Source organism: Salipiger abyssi, assembly GCF_001975705.1.
GTDB lineage: Bacteria > Pseudomonadota > Alphaproteobacteria > Rhodobacterales > Rhodobacteraceae > Salipiger > Salipiger abyssi.
On record NZ_CP015093.1, the window covers coordinates 1981725 to 2003721 of the forward strand.

The following is a 21997-nucleotide window of genomic DNA, read 5'->3' on the forward strand; positions in this document are numbered from 1 at the left end:
CCGCATGGCTCCGGTTGTGGTGGCGTGCTAACGATCCGTCTGTGCCATTATGGCCGCGCCACTATCCGCTTTAATGATCACTCGGGGTTTATTATGTCAAATACAAATGATATTAGGCTCAGTATTCGTGAACTTGAGGTCTTTGTCTCCGTCATGGCGACCGGGTCGATGACCGGGGCGGCGCGGCAGCTCGATATCGGGCAGCCGGCGGTGACACGGATGGTGCGGGATCTTGAGGAGACGATCGGCTTCGATCTCTTCCAGCGCAACGGGCCGCGCATTTCGCCCACCGAAAAGGGGCTGCGGTTTTTCGAAGATGCGCGGCAGCTCCTGGCATCGGTCGGCCAGGTGGCGCAGCGTGCCGCCGGGCTGCGTGACGACCGCGTACAGTCGCTGTCTCTGGTGGCCACGCCCGCGATGTCTGCGGGGCTGGTGCCGGATCTTCTGGGCGAGCTGAAGGACGTGCTGCCGCCGGCGCTCGGCATTCAGACGATGGATGCGGAACATGTTGCGCGGGCGCTGCATGCGGGGGCGGCGCATTACGGGTTCTGCGCGCTGCCGCTGGCGCATGCGGATATCGATTGCCTCGCATCGGCCCGTGCGCGCCTCGTGGCGGTGGTGCCCGCCGATTTGCCCGACGAACCGCTGAGCCTGACGCGGTTCCAGACCCACCGTATGCTGACGGTGGGCAACACTTACCGGGTGCGGCACGCGATCAACACCGCGCTCGAGGCCGCCGGGGTTACGCCTGCCGCCGAACTCACCACCAACAGCTCGCTGAACGCGATCCGTTCGGCGGCGGCGGGGCTGGGCATCGCGCTGGTGGATTGCGTCTCGGCATTGGGCATCGCCATCGAAGGCGTGCGGGTCGTGCCGCTCGAGATCGAGATTCCCTATGAATGGGGCATCTTCCGGCGCAGTGGCACCAGCGTGCCCGAGCTGGAAGGACGCCTTATCGACAGTTTCCGGGTCGTTTCGGAACGCCTCGGTGCAGTGCGTAGCTGAGGCATTTTCCACCACCAAACTTGTGGGGATTTTTCCCTTTTTGGTGAGCGCTCACCCGGTTTGCGATGATTGATCTGAAAGTCGGGGCGGCGGCAGCGGTTCATTCTGCAAGACGAGCCGGTTTGCCTATTTAATGGGCGGGCCCCCGACCGGACGTGCCCAATGATCCCCTTAGGGAATAATAATGTACATAAAATGTCATTTAAGTATAGTGAGGGGTGGCCATAGAAGGGGACCATCATGAAACCGCATTCGTTTTTCCTGTCTGCCTGTTTGCTCGGCGCGAGCGCCCTGCCGGTGCTCGCCGAAGACCTCGCCCTTGCAGTCTCGACCAATGTCACGACGCTCGACCCGCGTATGTCGTCGACCGTGCAAACCAACCTGTCGGTTGCCAGCCACATCTATACGCCTCTGGTGATCCGCACGCCCGATCTCAGCCTCGCGCCCGCCGCCGCCGAAAGCTGGGAAGCGGTGGATGACACCACCTGGCGGTTCAAGCTGCGCGAGGACATCACCTTTTCAGACGGTTCGCCGCTGAACGCCGAGGTGGTGAAGTGGAACATCGAGTCCATGCTCGACGAGTCCGATCCCAAGCACAACGCGCCGTGGTTCAAGCCGATCGAGTCCGTCGAGGTGACCGGCCCCTTCGAGCTCGAGATCCACACCAAGGCGCCGTATCCGGCGCTGCTCGACCAGATGTCGATGTTCTTCTTGATGTCGCCGGGCTGGACCGAAGACCATGACAGCGCCAACGATGCCATGGGCTCGGGCCCCTATGAGCTGGTCTCCTACACTTCGGGCGACGCGGTCGTGCTGAAGGCACGCGACGATTACTGGGGCACCGCGCCGGAATTCGACACGGTCACCATCAAGTCGATCCCGGAAAGCGCTACCCGCGTGGCGGGCCTGCTGGCCGGTGAGCTCGATCTGGTGTTCGACATTCCGCCCACGGAAATCTCGCGCATCAACGATAGCGGCAAGGGAACGGCGGGGGCGCTTTCCTCGATGCGGTCCATGTTCGTGAAGATCAACACGCTCAAGGAACCGATGGGCGATGTGCGGCTGCGTCAGGCGCTGAACTATGCCATCGACAAGGAGGCGATTATCGACGCCTTTTTCGAAGGCTATGGCGAGGTGAGCAACTGCCAGGTGCTGCGGGACGGGTATTTCGGCTATAACGAGGATCTGAAGCCCTATGCCTACGATCCCGAGAAGGCGCGCGCGCTGGTCGCCGAAACCGGGCTCGACACGCCGATCCCGGTGGAATTCGAGGTGCCGGTGGGCCGCTACCTGCTGGCAAGCGAGATCGCGCAGGCGGTCGAGATGCAGCTCGAAGCCGTTGGGTTCGATGTGACGCTCAAGGAAATGAGTTTCCCGTCCTATATCGAGAAGTACATCCGGGCGAACGATCTCGGCCAGCTCTCCTATCTCGGTCAGGCCTGGCCGACGCTCGACGCGGACGGCCTTCTGTCGCTTTTCGAGGCGGGCGCGATCTATGCCTATTGGGACGATCAGCCCTTCAAGGAGGCGCTTGAGAAAGCCCGGCAGACCGTCGATCCGGCGGAACGTAAGGAGATCTATGCGGGTGCCACGGAGCGGATGTGCGAACAGGCGCCGGTGGCCTTCATGTTCAACCAGCCGGTGGTCTATGCCATGTCCGACCGTGTCGACTGGACGCTGCGCGGCGACGACTGGGTGCGGGCCATCGACGTACATCTGAAGTAATCCAACGGTTCCCGGACAGACATTGCGTCCCGCGCCCTGCGCGGGGCGCTTTCCGATTTTGAAAGACAGACGCTCATGACCTCTCCCAAGCGGCCCCGTGTCCTCATCGCCGGCATTTCGCACGAAACCAACAGCTTTGCTGCCGGGCAGACGCCTCTGGAGAAATTCCTCGCGACAAACGATTTCCCCGGCCTGCAAACGGGCGACGAGATCGTCGCCTATCATCGCGGCCGGAATTTCGGCACCTCGGGATTTCTGGCGCGGATGGAGGATGAGGCGGAGATCGTGCCCGCCATCTGGATGCATGGCGGGGCGGGCGGTCCTGCGGAGGACGCGGTCCTGACCTATTTCTGCGATCATCTGCTCGAGGCGTTCGACCGTGCGGGGCCGGTGGATGCGGTCTATCTCGATCTGCACGGCTCAATGGTCACGCCCGGCTGGCCGGATGCCGAAGGCGAGATCCTGCGCCGGTTGCGCGGCGTTACCGGACCCGATCTGCCCATCGTTGCCAGCATGGACTACCACGGCAACCTGTCACGGGCGATGGTCGGTGCGCTCGACGGTTTGAGCGCATACCGGACCTATCCGCATATCGACCGCGCCGAGACCGGCGCGCGGGCGGCGGAGCAGCTGCTGCGGATCTGGGCGGAGGGGCGACCCAATGAAAAGGCGCTGCTGCGCAGCGATTTCCTCATTCCGCTGCCTTTTGAGTGCACGCTGACCGACCCCTCCAGGATGCTTGTCGCGATGTGCGAAGAGCTGCCCGAGGGGGTGAGCGCGCTGGAATACGTGCCGGGTTTTCCGGCTGCCGACACCGCCGAGACCGGCCCCGCCGTGCTGGCCATTGGGCGCGATGCGGCGGCGGTTCGGGCGGCGGCGGAGAGGGTCTTTCAGGCGCTGGAAGCCGCCGAGCGGGATTTTGCGATCCCGGTCTACAGCCCTGAGGCGGCGGTCGCCCGGGCGGCAGAGCTGCGCGGCACCGGCCCCGTGCTGCTTGCCGACACGCAGGACAATCCCGGTGGCGGCGGCGCGGGGGACACCACGGGTCTGCTGAAAGCGATGGTCGCGGCGGACCTGCGGAACGCAGCCCTCGCGATCATGATCGACGGCGAGGCGGCACAGGCCGCCCATGCGGCGGGCGCCGGCGCGCGGCTGCGCCTTGCGCTTGGCGGCAAGCACGGGCCCGAGGGGGTGACGCCGCTTGAGGCCGTATATGAGGTGCGCGCCCTCTCCGACGGGCAGTTTCGCGCCACCGGAAAGGTGGTCGGCGGGCGCGAGATCGACCTCGGGCTGTCGGCGGTGCTGCGTCTGGGCGGCATCGATATCGTGACCGCCTCGAACCCGATGCAACCCTATGACCCCGAGGTGTTCGCGCATCTGGGGCTCGACCCGGTGGGCTACGACATGCTGGGTCTCAAGAGCTCGGTGCATTTCCGCGCGGATTTCGAACCGCTTTCGCGCGGCGTGCTGATCGTGCGTGCGCCGGGCTGGCATCTGATCGACCTCGATGTGCTGCCCTATCGGAATTTGCGCGAAGGGATGCGTCTCGGCCCGCTCGGAAAGGCCTTTGGCGCCTAATACGGTGTGAGTCGGCGTATCCTGACGACGGGGCGTGCCTCGGTCACACGCGCGGTGTCGAGCGAGCGTTGTCCGCCTCGGAAACGTCAAACCATCGAATGTTTCTATGTGCCCCCAGTCGGTAAAGCCGCTGGGGTGTCTGGTGCGGTTTGCCGGGCGGTGGATCCAATCGGAAAAATGGTGAATTTTTGGAACTATTGCGTGAAGTATAATGATCTTTTGTCACCTTCTGGCTGGGCTTAAGGTCGGATCATACCCAGATCAGGCCAGCGGCGAGACATGAAAGACACGGCGAATACCATGAAACTGCATCAAAGGCTGGCCCAGGCCCTCGTCGCCCATGAGACGACCCACCTCTATGGCCTTGTCGGCGATGCCAACCTGTTCATGGTGAACGCCTATGTGGAGGCGGGCAGCGGGCGCTACGTGGCCTGCACCCATGAGGCGAATGTCGTGCTGGCGGCCATCGGCTTTGCCCAGACGACCGGGCGGACCGGCGTCGCGACGATCACCCATGGCCCCGCGCTGACCAATGTCGTCACCGCGCTGACCGAGGCGGCACGCGGCGGCATCCCGCTTGTGGTGCTTTGCGGCGATACCGCGCCGGGCGATCTTCAGCACCTACAGAACATCGACCAGCGCGAGGTTGTCGCCAGCACCGGCGCCACGTTCATCGAGATGCGCAGCGCCGCCAGCGCGATAGAGGATCTCGACCGCGCTTTCCGCATCGCGGCGCACCGCCGCTGCCCGGTGGTGTTCAATATGCGCGTCGATCTCATGTGGGAGGAGCTGGCGACGGTCTCCGAGCCGGTGCCCGTGCCTGCCTACGCCATGGCGCCCGCCTCGGGCGCGCAGCTGGAAGAGGCGGCCGGAATGCTTGCCTCGGCCCGCCGCCCGCTGATCCTCGCCGGCCGCGGCGCCTGTTCGCCCGAGGCACGGGACGCGTTAATCGCCCTTGCTGCCCGCATTGAGGCGCCGCTGGCCACCACGCTCAAGGCGCAGGGGCTGTTCGGGGGCGCACCCGGCGATATCGGCATCTGCGGCGGGCTCAGCCATGCGACGGCGACCGAGGTCATCATGCAATCCGACTGCATCCTCGCCTTCGGCGCCAGCCTCAGCAAGCACACCACCGAGGAGCGCGCCTATACCAAGGGCAAGCGCGTGGTGCAGATCCTGCCCGACGCGGAAGAGACGCCGCGGCTCGACACGCCTTCGCTGCGGCTAATCGGAGATATCGCCGGCACCGCGCGGGCCTTTGCCGAGTTGCTCGACATGGCCGAAATCCCTGGCTCCGGCGCCACCGCCGGACTGGCCGCAAAACTCACCGCCGAGGCGGAGGCGTTCGCGACGGTCCCCGCCGTCGCGCAGACGGCGCCCGGCACGGTCGACATGGGTCCGGCGCTGCGCCGGCTGCACCAGGCGCTCCCGCGCGAGCGGGTACTGGTCGCCGATCTCGGGCGCTTTGTCACCACCGCCTGGCGCAACCTGCCGGTGACGCGGCCGCAGGATCTGGTCTACACCTCGCATTTCGGCGGCATCGGCTGCGGGCTGGGTCAGGCCATCGGCGCCGCCACCGCCATCGCCGACCGCCCCACGGTGCTGGTTGCCGGGGATGGCGGCTTTACCCTGTCGGGGCTGAGCGAGCTGGTGACCGCCGTGCGCGAAGAGGCGGATATGATCGTCATCCTCTGCAATGACGGCAGCTATGGTGCCGAGCATGTGCAGTTCACCAATCGCAGGATGGATCCGGCGCTGTCGATGATTGCCCGCATCGACTTTGCCGCCACCTGCGCGACGCTCGGTTTCGCCACGGTCCGCGTGACCGATGCCGCCAGTCTCGATGCCGCCTGTACCGCCATTGCCGAGCGCAAGGGCCCCGTTCTGATCGACCTGCGACTCGATCCCGAGAAGATCGAGATGTAGGCCCCAACCGAATCCCGCCGCCGCTGCGGCGGGTGACCATGGCCGCCTGTGGCAGCGTTTCCTCCGAACGCCACGACGGACCGAATGACGAAGAAACACCCAACAGGAGACCGTCTTTCATGACCCTCACGCGACGCAACTTCCTCAAGACCTCCGCCGGCGCCGCCGCGCTCGGCGCCATCGGCGCACCCGCCTTCGCGCAATCCGACACGTTCATCGTGAACATGTTCGGCGGCCGCTGGGAGAACGATTGGCGCCAATACGTCATGCCGAAATTCGCCGAGCAGATCGGCAAGGATTTCGACCTCGACATTGGCCTCGGCATGGCCTGGATCTCGAATTTCCGCGCGGCGGGCCCGGACAATCCGCCGTTCCCCGCTGTCATGCTGAACGAGAAATACACCGCGATGATCCGCAATGACGGGTATTTCGCCGAGCTGACGCCCGAGAACGTGCCCAACATGGCCGATGTGATCGAACCGGCGATCCTCAAGGGCAACACCGCCGTCACGGGGATGCTAGCGCCGCTGGTCATCGCCTACCGCACCGACATGGTGTCGGAGCCGCCGAAGGGCTGGGCCGATCTCTGGGACGAGCGCTTCAAGGGGCAGCTGGGCCTTTACAAGATCACCAACTCGGCCGCGACCATGATGGCGATGTGGGCGGGCGAGCATTTCGGTTCGGGCCGCGACGACATCGAGACCGCCGTGGCGAAGTTCAAGGAACTCGCCCCCTTCCCGCAGATCGGCTATTCGGCTCAGCTCACGCCGCTGCTGACACAGGGTCAGATCGCGGTGGCGCCCATCGACCTTGGCGAAGTGAAGACCATGCAGGAGCAGGGTCTGCCGGTGGATTACGTGGTGCCCGAAGAGGGCATGCTGGTCTTCGACCACTCGTTCTCGGTGTTCGAGAACCACCCGGACAAGCAGCTCGGCTTTGACTATATCAATTTCGTGCTGTCGCCGGAAATCCAGCTGTGGATGGCCGAGAACTGGCTCATCGCGCCGACCAACAAGACGGTTACTCTGCCCGAAGAGCTTCAGAAATGGCCGCTGCAACCCGAGGTGGTCAGCCAGGCGATCCGGTTTGACTGGGACGAAACGCTCGCCATCATGCCGGGCTTGAACGACCTCTGGGAACGGACGATCTGAGACAATGGCGACGGTTGAAGTCAGGGATCTGCGCAAGCGGTATCAGGATTTCCTCGCGCTCGACGGGGTGTCGCTGCGGGCCGAAAGCGGCCAGCTGGTGACACTGCTCGGGCCTTCGGGATGCGGCAAGAGCACCACGCTGCGGTGCCTTGCGGGTTTTCTCGAAGCGAATGGCGGGGACATCACGGTCGACGGGGAGTCGATCCTCTCGACCCCGGCCAACCGTCGCGGTTTCGGCGTGGTCTTTCAGAACTACGCCCTGTTTCCGCATATGACCGTAGCCGAGAATATCGGCTACGGTCTCAAGATCCAGAAACTGCCGAAATCCGAGATCGAGACCCGCGTCTATGACGCGATGAAGCTGGTGCGGCTCGACGGTCTGGGCGACCGGCTGCCGCGTGCCATTTCGGGCGGCCAGCAGCAGCGCGTGGCGCTGGCCCGCGCGCTGGTGCTGAAGCCCAAGCTGCTGCTGCTGGACGAACCGCTCGCGAACCTCGACGCGCGGCTGCGCGACGAGGTGCGCTGGCTGATCCGCGACCTGCAACAGCAGTCGGGCATCACCGCGTTTTACGTCACGCACGACCAGTCCGAGGCGATGGCCATGTCCGACATGGTCGCGGTGATGAAGGCCGGGCGCGTGGTGCAGTTCGCCACCCCGCGCGAGATCTATCAGAAACCGGTGGAGCGCTATGTCGCCGATTTCACCGGCGAGGCGAACTTCATCCCCTGCCAGTCGGTCACACCGCTGGGGCGGGGGCGCTATAAGATCACCGCCGCCGGCGCCGCCCTGGAGCTGGAGGGTGTGCCGGATATCGCCGGCCCCGCCGAGCTGCTGCTGCGTCCCGAGGCGCTGGCGCTGACCGACCGCGAGGCGGGCACTTTCCGCGGCACGGTCACGAAATCGGCCTTCCTTGGCGCCGCGCTGCATTGCGAGATCACCCTGGCCGATGGCAGCGTGCTGAAGCTCGCCGCCGCGCCGAACCACCCGGTCAGCACCGGCGAAGAGGTCGGCATCGCCATCGACCGGAGCCACGCCTGGCTGATGCCCGAGGTCGCGCCATGAACCTGCGCAACCCCAAGCTGCTGCTGGCGCTGCCGGCGATCGCGCTGATCTTTGTCTTCATGATCCTGCCGATCACCAACATGATCGAGATGAGCTTTCGCACGCCGGGCACCTCCGAGCCGTTCGGCGCGGATTATACGGCGATGCATTACGACCGCATCCTGAGCGACGGCTATTATTGGGGTGTGCTGCTGCGCTCGCTGCTGACGGCGGGGGCGGTGACGCTGCTCTGCCTCGTGGTGAGCTATCCCATCGCCTGGCACATGTCGAAGGCGCGGGGCATGAAGGCGGTGGTCCTTTACGCCTGCATCGCCTCGCCGCTGATGACCGGCGTGCTGGTACGCAATTTCGGCTGGATGATCGCCGCCGCGCTCAACGGCCCGCTGAACGAGGTTCTGCTGGGCCTTGGCATCATCGAGCGCCCGCTGCGGCTGCTCTTTACCCAGGGGTTGGTGATCCTGGCGCTGGTGCATGTGTTTGTGCCGTTCATGGTGCTGCCGATCAACAACGCGCTGCGCAACATCTCTCCGACGCTGATCGAGGCGTCCTCGTCGATGGGCGCCAGCCGCCGCGAGGTGTTCCGCGACATCATCCTGCCGCTGAGCTTTCCCGGCATCTATCCCGGTATGATCCTCGTCTATGTGCTGGCGGTGGCGGCCTATGTGACCCCGGCGCTGCTGGGCGGGCAGATGGTCAGCTATATGCCGACGCTGATCATCGGCGAGCTGACCGGCACCTTCCAGTGGCCCTTCGGTTCGGCGCTGGCCATCGTGCTGTCGGTCTCCACCATTCTGGTCGTGGCGCTGTTCACCGGGCTCACCGCGCGTCTTATGGAAAGGGCCAAGGCATGAGCGGCACCGCCACATTCGCGCATCAGCGCCCGGTCAATCTAGGCTTTGGCCTGCTGATCGTGCTGCTCTACGTCTTCCTGATGGCGCCGCTGGTGATGATCGTCGGTGCGTCCTTCACGGGCGGGCTGCTGATCGAGTTTCCGCCGCAGGGCCTGTCGCTGCGCTGGTATCTTGAGTTCTTCCAGCGGCAGGATCTGGTGGACGGGCTGCTGATGTCGCTGCGCATCGGCGCGATCACCGCCGTGGTCACCATGACGGTTGCCATGATGGCGGCGCTGGCGGGTCAGGCGGTCTCGGGGCGGCTGGCGGGCTGGTTCCAGCTGGGCATGACGCTGCCGCTGCTGGTGCCCGAGCTGCTGACCGCCGTGGGGCTGCTGTTCTTTCTCTACAAGATCGAGCTGGGCAAGACCGTGGCGGGGCTTCAGATGGGCCATATCCTGATGTCCTTTCCCTATGCCTATGTCTCCATCGCGGCGGCCATGCGCCAGGTGCCGCAGTCGCTGGAAGAGGCGTCGCAAAGCCTCGGCGCGACCGGCTGGCAGACCTTCCGGCTGGTGATCCTGCCGCTGGTGATGCCGGGGCTGGCGATGGCCGGGATCTTTGCCTTCATCAACAGCTTCGACCTCTACACCATCTCGCTGCTGCTGAAGCCGCTCGGGGGCAACACCCTGCCGCTCGCGCTGTTCGATTTCCTGACCTACGAGTTCAAGCCCACGGCCGCCGCCGCCGCCACGCTGTCGATCCTGCTGTCGATCCTCGGCGTGGCGCTGGTGCAAAGGCTCGTCGGCCTGCAACGCGCCTTCTGAGTTGCCGTGACAATGGATACCGCCCCCATGACCGCCCCCCGCGTTCTTTATCAGCTGGCAAGCCCCCTGCACCGCACGGTCGGGCCCGAGGTGGTCGACCGGCGGCTGCGGATGCTGCGCGACTGGGCGCCCTCGGCCGATGTTGCGATCAACGCGCCCGAGACAGGCCCCGGCGCCATCGAAAGCGCCGCCGATGCGGCCATGGTCTTCCCTGCCTTGCGCGACGCGGCGGCGGGCTGGGCGGAGCGCTATGACGCGGTGATCATCGGCTGTTTCAGCGACCCCGCCGTGGACGCGCTGACCGAGGTCGCGGGCATTCCGGTGATCGGGCCGGGTGAGGCGGGTATGCTGGCCGCCGTGCAGCTCGGCGCGCGGTTCTCGGTGCTGTCCTCCGATCCGACCCCGCCGGGCCTGCGCCGCCGCATTCGCGGCATCGGCATCGAGGGCAGCTTTGTCTCCGAGGTCACGGTGGGCGGCTCGGTCGCCGATCTCAACCGCGATCCCGACACGCATCTGCCGGGTATCGTTGCGCAGGCGCGGGCCTGCGTGGCGGCGGGCGCGGATGTTTTGGTGCTGGGCTGCTTTGCGCTGTCTTTCATTCCGGGCCTGCTTGGGAAACTCACAGAAGCGGTGGGCGTGCCCATCGTCAACCCGGTGATCGCCGGGCTCAAGGCCGCCGAGGCGGCGGTTCTCTACCGCGCGGGCCTGCCGCGCGGCCCTGCAAATACCAAGATCCGGAGTGCGGAATGACTTCCTCTGACACCACCGCCCCGGCTCGGGACGACCCGTTCCCGAGCCTTGTCGACACGGCCCGCTTTCAGCGCAACCGACGCATCCCCATCCCGGATTTCGCCTATCCCGAGGGGGTGAAGATTGCGGTGAACTTCACCCTTGATTTCGATGCCATGCTGCTGCGCCGCCTGCTGAACGAACCCTGGGGCCAGAAGGCCAAGGGCGAATTCGGCGGCCGGGTCGGCGTCTGGCGCATCATGGAGATGTTCGACGAAGAGGAGGTGAAGGTCACGCTCTTCACGCCGGGCCGGATCTGCGAGCTGTACCCGGAGGTGCTGAAGGATGTGGTGCAGAACGGCCACGAGCTGGCCGACCACATGTGGGAGCACGAGGTTTATCCCGATCCCGAGATCGAAGACGCGCACCTGACCCGCACGCTTGCGGCGCTGAGTGCTGTGCAGGGCAAGCCGGTCACCGGCACCCGTTCCAGTCACACGCCGGGTCTGCTGAAGTCGAAGGGCGTGGTCTACAATTCCTTCAGCTCGGCCAGCGACATGCCGTTCTACGAGCTGGATGCGCAGGGCGCGAACCCGATCCTGCAACTGCCGTTCCACTACGCGCTGGATGACGCGATGTATTTCAGTTTCGGCTGGCTCGACACGCCGAACGATGCGCAGCGGGTCATGGATGTGGACGAGGTGTTCGAGATCTGGTGGGCCGCCTTCCTCCAGCAATACAGGCAGGGCGGCTATCTGAACTTCCTGCTGCACCCGTTCGTCTCGGGCCATGCGATGCGGGTCGATATGCTGCAACGGCTGATCCAGCGGATGAAAACCCTGCCGGGCGTCTGGTTCCCGACCTGCGACGCGCTGGCCCGGCACATCCTGACGACCCACCCGATGACGCCGGAGGCGAAGTAACCCATGCCCTGGAAAGACAATTACACCACTTCCGACGAAATCGGCATTCGCGACAGCGCCATCGCCTGGCCGGAGGGCGTGCAAATGGCGCTTGGCCTGACGGTGAACCTGAACCCGGCGGGCACCGGCAAGGGCATCACCGCCAAGGATCTGGCTTACCCGACCTGGCATTACGGGCTGAACGAGGGGCTGGACCGGTTTCTGGCGCTGTTCAAGGAGCTGAACATCCGCGCCAGTTTCGCCACCCCGGCGGTGATTGCCGAGAGCTATCCCGACCTCATGGAGCGCATCCTGGGTGAAGGCCACGAGATCGCGGCGCAGGGGCTTTATGGCGAAGACCCCGCGCTGCTGGCGCCGGGGCAGGAGGCCCGGCACATGGACCGCGCTGCCGAGGTTCTGACCCGTGTGACCGGATCGCTGCCCAAGGGCTGGTTCGCACTGTCGCGCCCCGACGACCGCGCCGCCACCGGCTGCGCCACGGATGAGACGATCGCATTGCTGAAAGCGCGCGGCTACCGCTATTTCGGCAACGGGCTGGCGGATGATGCGCCGTATTACTGGGTGTCGGACGAGGCGACGAACGAGGCGCTGCTGACGTTGCCCTATTACTATCATTTCGACGACACCTTCTTTCTGATGTTCCCGCGCGAGGGCACCGGGCTGGAGCGTCCGCAGGCGTTGCTCAACAACTGGCGGGCGGAGTTCCGGGCGCAGTACCGGCGCGGGCGCTATTTCAACCTGTGTGTGTCTCCGGCGCGCTCGGGTTGGGGGCACCGGTTCGAGAACCTCGCCACCGCGCTGCGCGAGGCGATGGGGCATCCGGGCGTCTGGGCCGCAACCGGCGCCGAGATTGCCGCGCATTGGCAGGCCACGCACCCGCCCGAGACCGCGCTGACGCTCGCGCCCAGCATCTGGCAGGATTACCCGGACAGCCTGAGCTGAGCCATGGAGAGCGAAGACATTCTCAGGGGTCTGATGGCCTGGGTCGGGATCGACACGCCGACGGGCGACGTGGCGGGCATCGGCAGGCTGCTTGACCTCATCCAGTCGCAGCTGACCCCCCTTGGCTGCGCGATCGAGCGAATTCCGGGGCGCGACGGCATGGGCGATCACCTCGTTGCCCGGTTCACGGGCGGCGCGGGGCCGGGGGTGCTGGTCACCAGCCATATCGACACGGTCTGTGCGCCGGGCAGCGTCGCGATCCGCCGCGAGGGCGACCGGCAATACGGGCCGGGCATCGCCGATATGAAGGGCGGCGGCTATCTCGCACTTTGTGCCATGCGCGAGATCGTGGAGTCGGGCACGCCGCTGGCGGGGCCGGTGACGCTGATCTACAATTCCGACGAGGAAATTGGCTCGCCCACCTCATACGCGCTGATCCAGGCCGAGGCGCGCCGCATGGGCGCGGCGCTGATCCCCGAACCCGCGCGGGGGATGAGGCGATCACCTTCCGCAAGGGGCGGGCGAAATACACGCTCGAATTCCAGGGCCGCGAAAGCCATGCGGGCTCTGCCTTTGCCGATGGACGCTCGGCCATCCTCCAGATGGCGCGGACCATCGGCCTGCTGGAGCGCATGACCGATCTGGACACCGGAACCACGGTGAATGTGGGCCGGGTGCGCGGCGGGACAGAGCCGAACGTAGTCGCGGGCCATGCGGCCTGCGACATCGACGTGCGCTTTGCCGAGGACGCGCTGGGGCAGGCGGTCGAAGACGCGCTCAAGGCGCTCACGTCCGACGACCCGGAGGTGACGATCACGCTGTCGGGCGAGATCGAAAAGCCGAGCCTTGCCCGCACGCCGGAAACCCGCGCCATGTTCGCTCGCGCCGCCGCAATCAACGCAGGTCTTGGCGCGCCGATGGCTGAGACCCGCTCGGGCGGCGGCAGCGACGGCAACTTTACCTGCGCCGCCGGGGTGCCGACGCTCGATGGGCTTGGCGCCATCGGCAACAACTGGCATTCGCCGCAGGAACATATCCTTGTCTCGCCGCTGGCCCGCCGCATGGCGTTGCTGCGCGGCCTCATCCTGACCTATGCGGGCACGCGCCCGACCGGAGACCTCTCATGAAATCAAGCTTCGGACAGACCCGTTCCGACATCCGCCGCAACCATGCGCTGCTGACCCCGGAAAGCCACGAGTGGATCACCTCGCCCGACTGGCCGGGGGCCGAGCTGGCCTTTCTCATCAGCCCGGACATGGGCGCGAAATTCGCCATGGGGCTGGTGCGCAGCGCCGGGGGTCTGTCGGACATCGCCCCTGCCGCATCCGGTATCGCCCGGTTTGTCTTTGTGCTGGAGGGCAGCGTCAGCTTTTCCACGGGTCAGAGCCTTGGAACCGAGGGCTATGCCTTCCTGCCGCCTGAAGACGCGGCGACGCTCAGCACCTCGGCCGGTGCGCGGTTTGTGCTGTTCGAATGGCGGTTCCTGGCGCGCGGCGATGTGCCCGCGCCGGTCTTTGGGTCGCTCGGTGACATTGAGGGCACCCCTTTGCGCGGTGACGACTGGCTGATCGTGCAGAAGATGCTGCCCACCGATGCGGGCTTTGATGGCGAGTTCAATATCATGAACTTTCACCCCGGCGCCTCGCTCGCCTATGTCGAGACGCATTTCATGGAGCATGGGCTGCTGATGCTGGACGGCGGCGGGGTCTACCGTCTCGATGACCGCTGGTATCCGGTGGGCAAGGGCGATGCGATCTGGATGGGGCCGCATGTGCCGCAATGGTTCGGGGCGCTGGGGCGCGATAAATCGCGTTACCTGATCTACAAGAACTACAACCGGTCGCCGCTGGCGGTGCAATGAGCCGCCTATCCGCCGTAATTCGCAAACAGCGTCTTGATCGCTGCGGCAAAGGCCACCGACGAGGCGGTGGGCGTGCGCCCGGCCATGCGGCAGCAGGCCACCGGCGGGCTGTCGAAAGGCAAGTCGGTCAGCTCGACAAAGGCGATCTTTTCGCGGCGGGTTTGCAGGAACCGGCCAAAGACGATGCCGATGCCCATGCCGCTTTCGACCATCTGCCGCAGCAGGGTGAAGCTGTTGGTGCTCATGATTTCACGCACCGCGATATTGCCCTGCACCAGCGCGTCCTCAAGCAGCTGGCGCATCGGGATCGAGGCATCGGGAAAGATCATCTTTTCGCCCTCGATGTTTTCGAGCCGAACCGTGCGCAGCCGTGCCATGGGATGATCCAGCGCGGTCACGACATAGGTGCGCCGGCGCAGGGTGGCCAGCGTCTCGATCTCGGCCGAGGGCGGGAAGTTGTAGCCGAGCGCGATGTCGATATCGCCATCCTGCATCCGTGCGACGATCTCGCGGGTGTTCTCGACGATGATGGTGAACTTGAGGCCTGGGTGGTTGTAGCTCATATCGCGCAGCAGGCCGGGCAGCAGGTCCGAGGCCAGAACCTCGTTGACGCCGAGCCGCAGATGCCCGCGCTGAAGGCCCTGCAACTGGTCGATCTCATCCTGCGCGATGGTCAGTTCGTTGACCACCGAGGCGCAGCGGAACAGCAGGATCTCGCCCGCCTCGGTGAGTTCGAGCCCGGCGCGGCCTCGGTCGCGGCGGAACAGCTCGACATCGAGTGCGAGTTCGAGGTTCTTGATCTGCTTGCTGACCGCCGAGGGCGCCACATGCAGCTTTTCCGCCGCGGCGCGAAACGAGCCCAGCTGGGCCACTTCGATGAAGTGCCGCAGACCGGGCAGGCGCCCGAGGATTTTGCTGGGTGGCATCGGGATCTCCCGCGATCAAACAGGCCTGGATCAAGGAGCGCATCATAGATGGACCGGAACGGCATTCAACATGGCAATGCGCGGGCCGTGGCGGTCACTGCACTTACCGAACTGCTTGGACCCAAGGGCCTCCTGACCGCTGCGCCGGATTGCGCGCGCTATGCTTCGGACCAGTCGGGCCTGCCGGGTGCCCTGCCGCTGGCGGTGCTGCGCCCGGCCAGTACAGATGAGGTCTCGCAGGCACTTGCCCTCTGTAGCCGCTACCGGATCGGCGTGGTGCCGCAGGGTGGGCGCACCGGGCTTTCGGGTGGCGCTTGCAGCGCCGAGGGCGCGGTCGTGCTCTCGACCGAGCGGATGGCGGGCATTGCCGAGATCGACCGCGAGGCGATGACGCTCACCGCCTGGGCGGGCACGCCGCTTGAGACGGTGCAGGAGGCGGCGCGGACCGTCGGGCTGGATTATCCGGTCGATATCGGCGCGCGCGGCACCGCCACCATCGGCGGCACGATTGCGACCAATGCGGGGGGCATTCGCGTGCTTCAGCATGGTATGACCCGCGCCAATGTGCTGGGGCTCGAGGCGGTGCTCGCCGACGGATCGGTGGTGTCGCGCTTGGGCAAGACGGTGAAGGACAATTCCGGTTTCGACCTGAAGCAGCTCTTTATCGGGTCCGAAGGCACGCTGGGCATCGTCACCCGCGCGGTGCTGCAGCTTTGCCGGCAAGTGCCGCAGAGCGCGCTGGCGCTCTTCGCGCTGCCGGATCATGCGGCGGCCCTGGCCTGTCTGGCCGCCGCACGGCGCCGGTTCGGGTCGCGCATCACCGCCTTTGAAGGGATGTGGCCGGATTACTGGGAGTTTGTCTGTCATGCGACCTCGCTTGCCAGCCCGCCGATGGCAGGGCGGCACGGCTTTTATTTGCTGATCGAGGTCGAGGCCGGATCCGAGGGCGCGGAGGACGAGCTGGAAGCGTTCTTTGCCGAGCTGTTCGAGGCCGGGCTGGCCGAGGATGGCGTGCTTGCGAAATCCGTTGCCGAGATGCGGGCGCTGTGGCGGGTGCGCGAGGCGGTTGGCGAGGCCGACGAGGGCTTCGGGCCGCATATCAACTTCGACATTGGCCTCTCACCCTCGGCCCTCGGGCGGTTCTGCGATGCCGCCGACGTGTTGCTTGCCGGGATGCTGGAGGCGAAAGGCACGTTGAAGGTTGGCCATGTGGGCGATGGCAATGTGCATCTGCTGGTGGCTCACGACGGCAGCGGGCGGGCGGAGGAGCGGATCGAGGCCGCTGTCTATGGCCTGCTGCGCGACTGGAACGGGGCGGTGACCGCCGAGCATGGCATCGGCCGCATCAAGGCGCGCTGGATCGGTCATAGCCGGACGCCCGAAGAACTGGCCATGATGCGCGGTCTGAAAGCCCAGTTCGATCCGCTGGGCATTCTGAACCCGGGTGCGCTGTTCGCAGATCCAGAGCGCTGACGCTGGCCGGCGCCGGGGGTCAGCCGTAGAGCCAGAGGATCCCGGCACAGGCGGCGAAGGCGGCCACGAGGTTCATCGCCAGCCCGATCTTGAGGAAATCCGAGAACCGGTAATTGCCCGCGCCATAGACCAGCGTGTTGGTCTGGTAGCCGATGGGGGTGGCAAAGCTCGCCGAGGCGCCGAACATCACCGCCATGGTCAGGGCGCGCGGATCGAGCCCGGTGCTGTCGGCAAGGCCGATGGCAATGGGGGTGAACACCACGGCGACGGCGTTGTTCGTCACCGTCTCGGTCAGCGCCGAGGCCAGCAGATAGACCGAGAGCAGCTCGTCCTGGCCGACATAGCCCAGCACCACGAACAGCGCGGCGAGCCCGGCGGCGGGCACTTCCGGCGGGTAGAGTTCGAGCACGAAGAACAGGAACAGCGCGACGATCAGCCCGAGGGCGATCAGTGCGTCGTAGGCTGCGACGAGGGAAAGCACTTCGGTCATCGGGACTCACTTGTCTGTCAGCGTTAACGCCGTGGCGGAGGCAGTGGTTGCGTCCACTTCGCCCGCGCGCGAGAGACTTTGCCGCTATTGCACGGTCAGCCGGCCGAGAATGCGCAGCGCATTGAACCGCACCGGGTTTGCCGGGGAGTGCCGGTGCGGGGCTGACCGGGTCGGTCAGCATGGAGATCCTCGGGCACTCCAGCACTTAGAGACAAGATCGAAGTTTTCAAAGATATTCTGGGTGATCGAACTTCCCTCACCGGAAAAAGAAAGCGGGAAGTTAATGTGGCGATCCGCGATCTAAAACGATCGTATGGTGTGGGTAGCTTGACCGAAGAATATGTAAAATTGTCCATTGGCGAAGCAGAAAAAGTACTAGAAGGAATAGAGCCTTTGGGTTTGGGGGTTAGAGTGCGGCGAGAGGAAAAGGCGGCAGGTAAATCTGAAGCATCAGCTAGTGCGCCGACGAACGCAAGAATGCCAATTAGTCGAAAATCTATTACGTTTTGCGACCCATACTTTTAACTCCCACGAGAGAAAGAGGCATACGTGGTTGTGCATGAAATGGGTCACGCTGCCCTGAATTGTTCAGACCGAATTCCCAAAGGTGTTGCAGTGCCCCGGATGCTAGCGCGAGTTGGTCAAGTGGTAGTACAGTTGGCTACGGCTGGAGGGCTGTTGACGCTCTGAACAAAGCAGGAGTAACGTTCAGATTGAATAATGCCTTTACTTGCACGGCGAAAAATTGCTGAAAACATCGCTATCCTCAATCGCGCGTGGTATCCTGTGTCTGGGAGGTTTGTCAGTATGTGGGCTTTATGCTGCGGAATATAGCACCGGCGGAGCTTTGGATGGTGCTCCCATTAGAATCGTGAACATCGAGAGACGATCCGAGAAACTTGTTGAATTTGAGATAGAATTGAGTCCCGAGTTCTCTCAGAGTGCATGTTCATTTTTAGACTTATCCCTTGGTGTGATGTCATTTTTGAAGAAAGTAAAACCGGATATCTTGTAACAAACGAAATTTCTATAGACGATTTTGGGCTTCTTGATAACGAAATTGATGGCCGCCCTCGAGGGCTTTCGGGTATGAGAAAAACTACTTGGATTTGGCCAGTGGCTGAAGGCCTTGTGGCTATTAATGAAAAGGGAGTCGCCGAAAAGGAAGTATCAAGGCATGCGATGATTAAAGCGATCCCCCAAATGCTAACTGTGCCTTGCGACGTCCGCGATGCCTTTTCCATGATTGAGAATGGAAGTTATTCAGTTATAATTGGCGAATCGACCGTATTGCGTGCCAGCGATTTGGTTGTCGATAGACAGTAGTCGCCAATCAATAACTGGATCGCAGCATGCTCAAGGTGAGTTTGACGCAATCTGAAAGATGCAATCCCTCTACTTCACCACATCCAAAACCGTATGCCCCTGAGGAGTGCCCCCACTGAAGTGGTCCACCACCTGGGATAGTTTTATCCCGATGTCAGGAGGACCAGGAGATGGCTGGAAAGCGAGACAAGCCCGAAGAGATCGTGCTGAAGCTACGGCAGGTTGAAGGTCTGCAAGGACAAGGGAGCTCGATTGCCGATGCTGTGCGCCAGATCGGCGTGACGCAGCAGACTTACTATCGATGGCGCAAAGAGTATGGCGGCATGAGCCGGGATCAGCTCAAACGTCTGAAGCAGCTGGAGACCGAGGATGCCCGGCTCAGGCGCGCGGTTTCAGATCTGACGCTGGACAAGGTGATCCTTACCGAGGCCGCCCCGGGGAAACGACTGAGCCCGGCCCGCCGCCGTTGTTGCATCGAGCATGTGCGGCAGACCCTCGGCGTATCCGAACGCCGAGCCTGCCGCACATTGGGACAGCATCGCTCGACACAGCGCAAGGTGCCTATCGGTCTGCCGGATGAAGACCGGCTGACCGATGACATCATCGCGCTGACGCGAGAGTTTGGGCGCTACGGATATCGCATGATAACCGGCATGCTGAACAACAGCGGCTGGCATGTGAACCACAAGCGCGTAGAGCGGATCTGGCGGCGGGAGGGGCTTACAGTCCCAAGAAAACAATCCAGGAAGGGACGGCTCTGGCTGAATGACGGCTCGTGCGTTCGGCTCCGGCCAGAACGCCCTAACCACGTCTGGTCCTATGACTTTGTCCAGGACCGGACGCATGGCGGGCGGGTATATCGCACCCTCAACATCATTGATGAGTTCACAAAGGAGGCGCTGGTGATCCGTGTCAAACGCAGGCTCAATTCTGTCGATGTGGTGGATGCCTTGACTGACCTGTTCATCCTGCGCGGTCCGCCGGAATGCATACGGTCCGACAATGGCGCGGAATTTATTGCCAAGAAGGTGCGGGCATGGATTGGCGCAGTCGGTGCCAAGACGGCCTTCATTGCGCCTGGCTCACCTTGGGAGAACGGTTACTGCGAAAGCTTCAACGCAAGGTTCCGGGACGAAATGCTGCGGTCTTAGATAGCAAATGCACCAAGTTGCCGTCTGGATCGGCGTCGCAATCTCGGGTGGAATGGTGCCATGTCGGAACCACTGATTGTACAGACGCTGACGGAGAAGCGTGCCGAGATCCTCGGTCAGATCAAGGCATACGAAGCGCAGATTGCGCATGCGAAGCATGATCTGGCCCATGTGAACGCGACGATTGAGCTGTTTGCCGCACCGGAACGTCGGCGAGCCAGGTACATCGTGAGCCACGGGTTCTTCAAGAAAGGCGAGATTGCCGATATCTGTGTCCGCCACCTCGGGGTGGATGCCGAACTGACGACACGGGAACTGGCCGAGCGCGTCATGACGGAGCGCGATCTGGATATCTCGGACACCACCCTCCGCAACTCGGTGGTTTTCAAGGTCGTCCAGGCGCTTCGCCATGCCAAGCGGCGGAAGCTCGTCCGGATGATCGAGAAGCGCAAAGGCATGTGCGTCTGGGGCGCCGGGGACGTCGTTACGCTGCGCGTCGTTGCCAGTACCCCTTCCACGACCGGCTGACAGGGGATGCAAGCGCGCCGCCGATCAGGCGGTCCGCCAGAACACCATTGCTCTCTTCCCGATGATCCTCGAGCCAGGCGGCGTGGACCGCATACGCATCGAGGTACCGCCCTTCGACCTTGAGATGCTGCCCGCCAATCATCCGCCTGAGGCGCGAGAAGAAGCTTTCGGCCAGGTTCGTATGCACCCCACCCATGGTGTAACCCTCTGAATGGTTTATTCTTTGCATGTCAAAGTCGGTTTCCAGCGGATCCCAGTGCGCCACCTCGTCGGCCGAGACGACTGCACCGGCAGCAAGCCGTGCTTGTGCGAACTCTACGCCCTGCGCCTCTCGAAGAAATGCCCTCGTCAGCGTGCGACCGCCCCGCTCGCGAAGCACGACAACGACCCGGCGCTTCCCGCTCCGGTGTGCGAGCCGTCGGCGATCGACACGATCTTCCCGCAGATTGGCGGGCCTGACATGACCGCAGAATGCAGCGCCATCCACCTCGATCTCGCCGCCGAGACGAAGGTCCCTGGTTTCCGCCATCATCGCCTCCCTCAGTTTGTGCATGAGCACGAATGCTGTCTTGTGCTGGACATCCAGGTCGCGCGAGAGCTGGACCGCGGAAAGCCCCTTGGAGGCGTTCACGAAGAGGCAGATCGCGCCAAGCAAATCAACGAAGGAGAGTTTTCGGGACGCGAAGATCGTGCCCGAGGTTACGCTGAACTGGCAATAACACGCGGCGCATTTGAACCGGCGCCGGGTCGTTAGATCGTATATGTCGAGGCAGCCGCATGTTGGGCAAACCGGCCTGCCAGCTGTCTCCGGCCAACGTAGTCGACGGAAACGATCGTAGGCCGCGTCTTCGCCCTCGGAAAAGATCGACTTCAGGGAAAGGGTCCTGGCCGCCGCCGAAAGCAGAAAATGCTGTGCCATGGGGTCCTCTCCGAGCAATAATGTTCACATATTTTTCTCTAAAATCCGCTCAATCAACGATTTGGTGCATTTGCTACCTAAGACCGAGTGCCTCAACGAGCACCTGTTCGCAAACCGGCGCCACGCCCGGGAGCTTATCTCGGCCTGGCGCGACGACTACAATCACCACCGCCCCCACACGAGCCTCGACGGGCTCACCCCGTGGGAGTATCACCAACGGTCAGTAGAGGACCAAACCCTGAACAGAGCGAACTAAAAAACGCGGACTCCAAGGGGAGCAGGTCACATCGGGCGTGGTCAGGGAGATTCAGCCGATTCGGAAAAGAGCAGAGCTCGCTTACGACGCGATGAAGAACCGGCATAAGCTGCGGTCCAGACTTACGGGTCCGAAACGCCCGGGTGACACGGCGCATCACGTGATTGACGTGGACAGGCTGGACAAGGATTTTGTTCAGAAAGCGCTCGAAGGCGGATTTGAATTTAACGGCGCTGAAAACGGGATGTGGGCGAAACAGTCGAGCGGGAGAGGGCACCGTGCGTACAGTACTTGGGTATCCCGGCAACTTGCACGAATCGATGCAAAGGATCTTACGCCTGAACAAGCTGCGGGAAATCGCTGAGGACGCA

The 21997-nt window shown here is 63.8% G+C and carries 19 protein-coding genes and 4 pseudogenes; 20 read left to right on the forward strand and 3 right to left on the reverse strand.

What is annotated here, in order from left to right:
• The first annotated feature begins 93 nt into the window (after positions 1–93).
• The 14 genes and pseudogenes from Ga0080574_RS13025 (at position 94) to allE (ending at position 14557) form a co-directional block, all read left to right on the forward strand.
• Complete coding sequence (locus Ga0080574_RS13025) at positions 94–1005, forward strand: LysR family transcriptional regulator (RefSeq protein ID WP_198039812.1); 912 nt, start codon at positions 94–96, stop codon at positions 1003–1005.
• A 240-nt stretch (positions 1006–1245) separates the two neighbouring features.
• Positions 1246–2730: an ABC transporter substrate-binding protein gene (locus tag Ga0080574_RS13030; RefSeq protein WP_076699813.1), complete on the forward strand. Its 1485-nt coding sequence runs from the start codon at positions 1246–1248 to the stop codon at positions 2728–2730.
• Between the two features lie 75 nt (positions 2731–2805).
• Complete coding sequence (locus Ga0080574_RS13035; protein ID WP_076699816.1) at positions 2806–4308, forward strand: M81 family metallopeptidase; 1503 nt, start codon at positions 2806–2808, stop codon at positions 4306–4308.
• A gap of 300 nt (positions 4309–4608) precedes the next feature.
• Positions 4609–6231: a thiamine pyrophosphate-binding protein gene (locus Ga0080574_RS13040; protein WP_237219377.1), complete on the forward strand. Its 1623-nt coding sequence runs from the start codon at positions 4609–4611 to the stop codon at positions 6229–6231.
• Positions 6232–6350: 119 nt separating this feature from the next.
• Positions 6351–7382, forward strand: a complete 1032-nt coding sequence (locus Ga0080574_RS13045) for an ABC transporter substrate-binding protein (protein ID WP_076699822.1) — start codon at positions 6351–6353, stop codon at positions 7380–7382.
• A gap of 4 nt (positions 7383–7386) precedes the next feature.
• Positions 7387–8445, forward strand: a complete 1059-nt coding sequence (locus tag Ga0080574_RS13050; protein ID WP_076699825.1) for an ABC transporter ATP-binding protein — start codon at positions 7387–7389, stop codon at positions 8443–8445.
• Entirely contained in the window at positions 8442–9296 is an 855-nt protein-coding gene (locus Ga0080574_RS13055) for an ABC transporter permease (protein ID WP_076699829.1), read from the forward strand. Before Ga0080574_RS13050 ends, Ga0080574_RS13055 begins: the two co-directional genes overlap by 4 nt.
• On the forward strand, positions 9293–10102 hold the full coding sequence (locus tag Ga0080574_RS13060; RefSeq protein ID WP_076699832.1) for an ABC transporter permease: 810 nt from the start codon (positions 9293–9295) through the stop codon (positions 10100–10102). Before Ga0080574_RS13055 ends, Ga0080574_RS13060 begins: the two co-directional genes overlap by 4 nt.
• A gap of 27 nt (positions 10103–10129) precedes the next feature.
• A complete protein-coding gene (locus Ga0080574_RS13065) occupies positions 10130–10852 on the forward strand; it encodes an aspartate/glutamate racemase family protein (RefSeq protein WP_076699835.1) in 723 nt (240 codons plus the stop codon).
• Positions 10849–11754, forward strand: a complete 906-nt coding sequence (locus tag Ga0080574_RS13070) for a polysaccharide deacetylase family protein (RefSeq protein WP_076699838.1) — start codon at positions 10849–10851, stop codon at positions 11752–11754. The genes Ga0080574_RS13065 and Ga0080574_RS13070 overlap by 4 nt, the downstream gene beginning before the upstream one ends.
• Before the next feature lie 3 nt (positions 11755–11757).
• Positions 11758–12696: a polysaccharide deacetylase family protein gene (locus Ga0080574_RS13075; protein ID WP_076699841.1), complete on the forward strand. Its 939-nt coding sequence runs from the start codon at positions 11758–11760 to the stop codon at positions 12694–12696.
• A 159-nt stretch (positions 12697–12855) separates the two neighbouring features.
• Positions 12856–13119, forward strand: a pseudogene (locus Ga0080574_RS26490) (M20/M25/M40 family metallo-hydrolase); the annotation flags it as partial.
• A complete protein-coding gene (locus tag Ga0080574_RS13080) occupies positions 13026–13823 on the forward strand; it encodes a M20/M25/M40 family metallo-hydrolase (RefSeq protein ID WP_237219378.1) in 798 nt (265 codons plus the stop codon). The pseudogene Ga0080574_RS26490 and the gene Ga0080574_RS13080, both read left to right, overlap by 94 nt.
• The gene (gene allE, locus Ga0080574_RS13085; protein WP_076699844.1) at positions 13820–14557 is read left to right on the forward strand and encodes a (S)-ureidoglycine aminohydrolase; all 738 of its coding nucleotides are present in this window, start codon (positions 13820–13822) and stop codon (positions 14555–14557) included. Before Ga0080574_RS13080 ends, allE begins: the two co-directional genes overlap by 4 nt.
• Positions 14558–14562: 5 nt before the next feature.
• On the opposite strand, the gene Ga0080574_RS13090 is transcribed toward allE, so the two are convergent.
• Positions 14563–15483, reverse strand: a complete 921-nt coding sequence (locus Ga0080574_RS13090; RefSeq protein WP_076699847.1) for a LysR family transcriptional regulator — start codon at positions 15481–15483, stop codon at positions 14563–14565.
• Between the two features lie 48 nt (positions 15484–15531).
• Between Ga0080574_RS13090 and Ga0080574_RS13095 the strand changes: the two genes are divergently transcribed.
• On the forward strand, positions 15532–16956 hold the full coding sequence (locus Ga0080574_RS13095) for an FAD-binding oxidoreductase (RefSeq protein ID WP_076699850.1): 1425 nt from the start codon (positions 15532–15534) through the stop codon (positions 16954–16956).
• Positions 16957–16975: 19 nt separating this feature from the next.
• Here the strand turns inward: Ga0080574_RS13095 and Ga0080574_RS26495 are convergent.
• Positions 16976–17281 (reverse strand): annotated as a pseudogene (locus Ga0080574_RS26495) (SLC13 family permease); the annotation flags it as partial.
• A 1110-nt stretch (positions 17282–18391) separates the two neighbouring features.
• Here Ga0080574_RS26495 and Ga0080574_RS25915 point away from each other — a divergent pair.
• The 3 genes and pseudogenes from Ga0080574_RS25915 to Ga0080574_RS13115 all read left to right on the forward strand — a co-directional run bounded on the left by Ga0080574_RS25915 (position 18392) and on the right by Ga0080574_RS13115 (position 20451).
• Complete coding sequence (locus Ga0080574_RS25915; protein ID WP_156876358.1) at positions 18392–18772, forward strand: hypothetical protein; 381 nt, start codon at positions 18392–18394, stop codon at positions 18770–18772.
• Between the two features lie 170 nt (positions 18773–18942).
• Positions 18943–19914, forward strand: a pseudogene (locus Ga0080574_RS13110) (IS3 family transposase); the annotation flags it as partial.
• A 69-nt stretch (positions 19915–19983) separates the two neighbouring features.
• Positions 19984–20451, forward strand: a complete 468-nt coding sequence (locus Ga0080574_RS13115) for a hypothetical protein (RefSeq protein ID WP_076699853.1) — start codon at positions 19984–19986, stop codon at positions 20449–20451.
• On the opposite strand, the gene Ga0080574_RS13120 is transcribed toward Ga0080574_RS13115, so the two are convergent.
• Positions 20408–21370 carry an IS1595 family transposase gene (locus Ga0080574_RS13120; protein WP_076699856.1) on the reverse strand — a complete coding sequence of 321 codons (963 nt, stop codon included), beginning with the start codon at positions 21368–21370 and terminating at the stop codon, positions 20408–20410. The two genes, Ga0080574_RS13115 and Ga0080574_RS13120, sit on opposite strands and share 44 nt — an antisense overlap.
• A 79-nt stretch (positions 21371–21449) precedes the next feature.
• On the opposite strand from Ga0080574_RS13120, the pseudogene Ga0080574_RS13125 reads away from it, so the two are divergent.
• Together Ga0080574_RS13125 and Ga0080574_RS26950 are read left to right on the forward strand one after the other, a co-directional pair.
• A pseudogene (locus Ga0080574_RS13125) lies at positions 21450–21626 on the forward strand (integrase core domain-containing protein); the annotation flags it as partial.
• A 91-nt stretch (positions 21627–21717) separates the two neighbouring features.
• Entirely contained in the window at positions 21718–21990 is a 273-nt protein-coding gene (locus tag Ga0080574_RS26950) for an AHH domain-containing protein (RefSeq protein ID WP_076699859.1), read from the forward strand.
• Positions 21991–21997: the final 7 nt, after the last annotated feature.